This is a genomic window from Candidatus Poriferisodalis multihospitum, from assembly GCF_028283155.1.
In the GTDB taxonomy this organism is placed as follows: Bacteria; Actinomycetota; Acidimicrobiia; order Acidimicrobiales; family Poriferisodalaceae; genus Poriferisodalis; species Poriferisodalis multihospitum.
Genome location: NZ_JAPYOK010000047.1, coordinates 1 through 5,784, shown reverse-complemented (window position 1 = coordinate 5,784; position 5,784 = coordinate 1). Strand labels below are relative to the sequence as shown.

At 67.8% G+C, this 5,784-nt stretch carries 5 protein-coding genes and 1 pseudogene; all 6 read left to right on the top strand.

The annotated features are described in order from the left end of the window. Positions 1-981, top strand: a pseudogene (locus VI480_RS04575) (hypothetical protein); the annotation flags it as partial. Between the two features lie 181 nt (positions 982-1,162). Then, positions 1,163-1,993: an enoyl-CoA hydratase-related protein gene (locus VI480_RS04570; RefSeq protein ID WP_323671636.1), complete on the top strand. Its 831-nt coding sequence runs from the start codon at positions 1,163-1,165 to the stop codon at positions 1,991-1,993. Positions 1,994-2,116: 123 nt separating this feature from the next. After that, positions 2,117-3,781: an MFS transporter gene (locus VI480_RS04565; protein ID WP_323671635.1), complete on the top strand. Its 1,665-nt coding sequence runs from the start codon at positions 2,117-2,119 to the stop codon at positions 3,779-3,781. 47 nt (positions 3,782-3,828) lie between these two features. After that, on the top strand, positions 3,829-4,359 hold the full coding sequence (locus VI480_RS04560; RefSeq protein ID WP_323671634.1) for a disulfide bond formation protein B: 531 nt from the start codon (positions 3,829-3,831) through the stop codon (positions 4,357-4,359). A gap of 82 nt (positions 4,360-4,441) precedes the next feature. After that, positions 4,442-5,269 (top strand): DM13 domain-containing protein, encoded by an 828-nt coding sequence (locus VI480_RS04555; protein WP_323671633.1) that lies wholly within the window; start codon positions 4,442-4,444, stop codon positions 5,267-5,269. A gap of 234 nt (positions 5,270-5,503) precedes the next feature. Then, positions 5,504-5,659, top strand: coding sequence for a hypothetical protein (locus VI480_RS04550; protein ID WP_323671632.1), 156 nt, complete (start codon positions 5,504-5,506; stop codon positions 5,657-5,659). The last annotated feature ends 125 nt before the right edge of the window (positions 5,660-5,784 follow it).

Genomic DNA, 5,784 nt, shown 5'->3' with positions numbered 1-5,784 from the left:
CCGCCACCGCCGCCGCCGCCGCCTGTGGTGAACATCGCCGGCGCGACAGGCGGGACCGAGGGCGACAGCATTACCTTCACCGTCACCGCCAGCCCGGTGCCATCGGCTGATCTGGCGGTCAGCGTCACGATCACTGCGAGCGGCGACTTCGGCGTCACCGCCGGCTCCCAGACGGTGACGATCCCCACATCGGGCAGCGCCACCCTCACGGTCGCCACCACCGACGACTCAGCCGACGAGCCCGACGGCACGGTCACCCTGACACTCAACGCGGGCAGCGACTACACCATCGGCTCGCCCAACTCCGAGACCGCCACCGTCGCCGACAACGACGACCCGCCGGTGGTGGTCCCGGTCGTCTCGATCATCGGCGGAAGCGGCGTCACCGAGGGCGGCTCGGCCAGCTTCACCCTCAGCGCCAGCCCCGCGCCGACAGCCGACCTTGACGTGACGGTTGCGATCACCGCGAGCGGCAACTTCGGCGTCACCGCCGGCCAGCGCACAGTCACCATCCCAGCGTCCGGCACCGCCACCCTCACGGTCGCCACCGCCGACGACTCAGCCGACGAGCCCGACGGCACGGTCACCGCGACACTCGTCGACGAAGCCGACTACGACCTCGGCGCGTCCAAGACGGCGACGATCGCCGTCTCCGACAACGACGACCCACCGCCCCCGCCCGACGGTACCTGCGTCGACAAGCCCACGCTGTCGATCGGCAACCCCACGGCCATGCGAACCGACAGCACTGTTGCCTTCACCGTCAGCCTCGACTGCAAACCCGCCAGGAGCGTGCCGGTCCTGCTGGCCCCCGTACGCGACGGCAACCTTGGCAGCAACATCCGCGTCGTCTTCACCGGCCAGCTGCAGACCATCACCGTACCCGTCACCATCGGCAGCGGAAACCAGCTCAGCCTCGCCCTCGTCTGGGCCCCGGGCGTCGTCAACCGCGCAGCACAAGGCACCGTTATTTTCCAATAGCGCACGACGTCTGAGGGGCCCTGCGCTGAGGTGCCGATCCGATCCCAGCGGCTGCGCGCCGCTCGGGCCGCAGCCTCGCCTGCCGGCTCAGCTTCTGAGGCACATGTCGCTCCGGTTCGCGATACTTCGGGATCAGATGTGTCGGCTGCGCGGGCGGTCGATGTGAGCAAGGAGTCCACAGATGGCTGACCGAGTCTTCGACACCGGAACTGACGACATTGTCGTCGAGGTGACTGAAGGCGTGATGACCGTCACGCTGAACCGTCCCGAGCGTCGCAACGCCATGTCCAACGAGATGCTCGACGGGCTGGTGGCCTCGCTGGCCGATGCCGAGTCGGCGTCCGATGTGGGCTGCGTGGTGCTCACCGGCGCGGGCGGGGCGTTCTGCGCCGGCGGCGACGTGAAGGGCATGGCGGCCCGTGGGGGCGAGGGCGGCGGCAGCGCGCTGCAATACGACGCGAGGGTGCATCTGCAGCGACGCAACCAGCGCGACACGGCGGGGAAGCTCTACGAGATGCCCAAGCCGGCCATCGCGGCGCTGCCTGGTGCGGCGGCGGGGGCCGGGCTGTCGCTGGCGCTGGCGTGCGACCTGCGCTACGCGGCGCCCAACGCGATCATGACGACGGCGTTCGCCCGGGTGGGCTTCAGCGGCGACTACGGCGGTACGTGGTTCATGTCGCGGCTGATCGGCTCGGCCAAGGCTCGTGAGCTGTACTTCCTGTCGGATCGGGTCGATATGGATCAGGCGGTGTCGCTGGGCCTGGTGAACGGCGTTTTCCCCGCCGAGAGCCTGATGGACGAGGTGGGCGCCATCGCCCGGCGGCTGGCCAACGGCCCGACCGTGGCGTACCGGTACATGAAGGAGAACCTGAACCGGGCGGTTCATGGCGACATGGGCGAGTGCCTCGACATGGAGGCGGCGCACCACATCCACACTGGCCAGACCGACGACCACAAGGAGGCCGCGCAGGCCTTCGTGGAAAAGCGCGAGCCGGTCTTCCACGGTCGTTGATCCAGCCGCCGGCAGGTTGTCGCCCGCTGGGGTTTGTGCTTGGAAGCAATGCTGTTGACGGTTCTCTAAGTGGTATTCGATTCTCGCGATTGGCGGCGTCGACTGCGCCGTACGCTGGCCTAGGTGCGCAACGAGATCGACCTCAGCCAGGTCGATCCGGCGCGGGTGCCGCCGGTGCTGCCGGTTGCCACGGACTCACGGCAACGGGCTGGTGTTTCGGCAGGGGCGGAGCTGCGGCAGGGGCCGGGTAGCTCGGCCGGGGCCGGCATCCCGACGATCCAGCGGTCCGATCATGACTTTCAATGCGGCGGCTCTGTGCCGGCGCTCGCACCGTCTCCGCCGACGATCTCGCCAGTCGCCGAGCCGCCTGGACAGCCGAGGTCCCCCAACCGCCGGGCCGCAGCCCCCGAACCGGTTTCGGGCGCTGCGTGGCGAGCGCTCGCTGTTGCGTCCATGGGCACCGTGCTGGTGGGCTTCAACAGCACCGCTTCCAACTTGGCGCTCGACTCCATCCGGGACGGTTTTGTCGGCGCCACGGCCTCCGATGTGGGCTGGGGCATCGCCGGTTTCATGATCGGCACGGCCGCGTTCCTGCCGCTGGCAGGTCGTCTCGCCGACCGGATCGGTCGCAAGCGCATCTTCCAGGTCGGGCTGGCGCTGTTCGCGCTGTCCGCCGTGTTCTCCGCCATCGCGCCCACAGTGTGGACGCTGAACCTGGCGCGTGTTCTGCAAGCCATCGGCGGCGCAGCCATCCTTCCGGCTTCATTGAGTCTCGTGCTGCCGTTGTTCCCCGAGTCGAGACGGACGACGGCCGTGGGGCTGTGGTCGGCGTCGGGACCGCTGGCTGCAGCCATTGCCCCGCAGGTGTCCACGCTGGTGCTGGCCGTGACGGGCTGGCGTGTGCTGTATTTCGTGAGCGCCCCCATAGCGGCGCTGCTGTTCGTGATCGGCTTGCGAGTGCTGCGCGAGCAGCCCACACAGACCAAGCATCAGCGGCTGGACATCGTGGGGGCAACTGCGGTCACCGTGGCATTGCTGGCCATCGTGACACCGCTCATGCAGGGCAAGGACTGGGGGTTCCTGTCCCCGGTGGCGCTCGCGCTTGCCGGGGTCGGCGTGATCGCACTGGCGGTCTTCATCGTCAACTCGTTGCGCCATTCCGAACCGTTGCTGAACCTGCACCTGCTGCGGCGCCGTGCTGTGTGGATGACGCAGTTGGCCAACTTCCTGGTCGGCATCTCATCGCAGTCGCTGTGGCTGCTGTGGCCGCTGTTCCTGCAGAACGTCTGGAACTACGACGTCGCCGTTGTCGGGCTCGCTCTGACGCTTGGACCGATCGCTGCGGGCTTCTCCACCATCACGTTCAGCCGGCTGGGCGAACGCTGGTCGGCAATCGTGTTCTGCCGCACAGGCGCCGCCATGCAGATCGGGTCGACCGGTTGGATGGTGCTGACGCTGGGCACCGAGCCGAACTACTGGTTCACCATGGCGCCGAGCATCATCCTGTTCGGCCTGGGCTGGGGCATGTGCGTGCCGCTGCTGAACAGCGTGGCGCTCAAGGCGGTGCCCGAGAAGTTCTTCGGCGAGGTCAGCGGGCTGTTCAACACGCTGCGCTATGCGTCGGCGGCCATCGGCATCGCGGCGTTCTTCGCCTTGCTCACCGAGGACTCCGGTCCTGGTTCGCTCATCTACTACCAGCATGCGCTGGTGTTCTTCCTGGTGGCTGCCAGCGTGGCGTTCCTGTCGCTGTGGATTCCGTTGAGCCGGCCGGGCCGCTCCGCCATCTGAAGCCTGTCGCGCGTGGTGGGCGTGTGCGTCTGGCACGCTGAGCGACGGTGTCGTTGGATCAGATGCTCCGGCTGTTTGCGGTGGCTGCGCTGGCGTGCAATGTCGCCTCGGTGAGTCTCGTGGCCGTGCGACGACGTGGGCGCGGCTCGGACGCCCGCGGGGCGGGGGTAGTCGGTGCCCGGGCGCTGGTGGGAGTTGCGGCGCTGCTTGCGCTGGGTGCCACGCTCGGCTCGCTGTACCTGTCGGAGATAGCGCATCTGGAGCCGTGCCGCTGGTGCTGGTTTCAGCGCATCGCCATGTACCCGCTCGCGTTGGTGCTGATCGTGGGCTGGCTGCGGCGGGACCGGGGGGTTCACCTGTACGGGCTGCCGATGTGCGTGGCGGGCGCAGCGATGTCGACGTGGCACTACCTGCTGCAGCACTTTCCCGATCTTGAGGGCGCTACGACGTGCAGTCTGACCAGTCCCTGCACGGTGCGGTACGCGTGGGAGTTCGGGTTCGTGTCGATCCCCTATATGGCCGGCAGCGTGTTCGTGCTGGTCGGTGTGCTGCTGATCTTGTCGCGCCACCGGTCTTGAACTTGCCGCCCCTGACCATGAGAGGGCCCGCTTGGCTCCTACGGTTGAGGCATGGAGTACGAGAATTCATGAGGGAAGTTGCATGAGGTTCCTGTCAAGGCTGATTCCCCGATCCACCGGCGGGCGCTGGGCGCTCGGCACCGGACTCGCCGCTGTGGTGGGGGTCGGCATCTACCTGGTGTTCTTTCTCTTTGCGTTTCATCTGATCTTCGTGGACGAGGTGGTCGACGAGGAGGGCCCCGAGTTCGCTGTCGAGGCCGATATCGATGCGCTGATCAGCGAAGCGCTCGACACGGCCACCACGGCAACCGTTGCCGCTGGCGACGCTGGCGAGACCGCCGAGTCCGAGCAGCCGGTCACCGACCAGTCGATGTCGGTCGGCGAACATGCTGATGAGTCGGCGAGGATGACTGAGGGAGGCGAGTCTGATCCCGCAGGCGAGAAGATTGCGAAGCCCGGCGCGACGAGCGACGGCGAATCGGCGGCCGACGCGGACGAGCCCGCGGCCACCGCGCCGGCCACCACAGCGGCCGCCCCGCCGCCCACCACGGAGGCTGAACCGGCCGTCCGGGTTGCCTATGTCGGCAGCTTCGGACCCCGGTCGCACCCTGCCGAGGGCACGGCGGTGGTGCTCACCGACGGCACGCAGACCTTCTTGCGGTTCGACGACGACTTCGCCACCGACAACGGTCCCGATCTGAACGTGTACCTGCACACGGCGGGTCCGGACGCTTCGGTCGGCGACCTCGTGGACGATTTCATCGACTTGGGCGACCTGAAGGGCAACATCGGGGCGCAGAACTATGTGGTTCCCGCGGGCATCGATCTTGACCGCTACAACACGGTGTCGGTCTGGTGCGTCCGCTTCCGCGTGGTCTTCGGCACCGCCGAGCTGGTGCCGATGAACTGACTCACAGCCTCTTCGGAGTCGCGCCGGTAGGTGCGCCCGCTGTGGAGGCGACAGGACCCGCGGCGACCAGCGATCCGGCAGACGAGAGATTCGTACTGCCCCGCAGTCCTCGCCGACGGCATCGACACAGCACGGTGCATCCAAGAGGGAACCGGTCGCAACGTCGCCGAGTCTCCTGCCGCCTCCACAGCTACGGCACATGTGCCTGCTGGCCTGAGTCCTTATTGTCTTGGCATGAAGCCAGGCGCGGTGAAGGACGGGCGGGCGCATCTGGCTGCGCTCGACACCGACCGGGCGGTGTTCCTGGACGGCGAGCTGATCACGCGAGTCGCGGAGCATCCGGCATTCGCCGAGAGCTGCCGGGCGATCGCCGGCCTGTACGACTTCTAGGCTGCAAATCAGGAACTGATGACGTTCGACATCGGCGACGGGCGGCGGGCCAACCGGGCGTGGCACATGCCTCGCTCGTATGAGGACCTGGTGGCCAAGCGTGTTGCCATGACTGCCTGGGCCGA

Bases quoted from the DNA above. Each gene is read 5' to 3' on its own strand.
- VI480_RS04570 (WP_323671636.1), top strand. From the start codon at position 1,163: ATGGCTGACCGAGTCTTCGACACCGGAACTGACGACATTGTCGTCGAG.
- VI480_RS04555 (WP_323671633.1), top strand. From the start codon at position 4,442: ATGAGGTTCCTGTCAAGGCTGATTCCCCGATCCACCGGCGGGCGCTGG.
- VI480_RS04550 (WP_323671632.1), top strand. From the start codon at position 5,504: ATGAAGCCAGGCGCGGTGAAGGACGGGCGGGCGCATCTGGCTGCGCTC.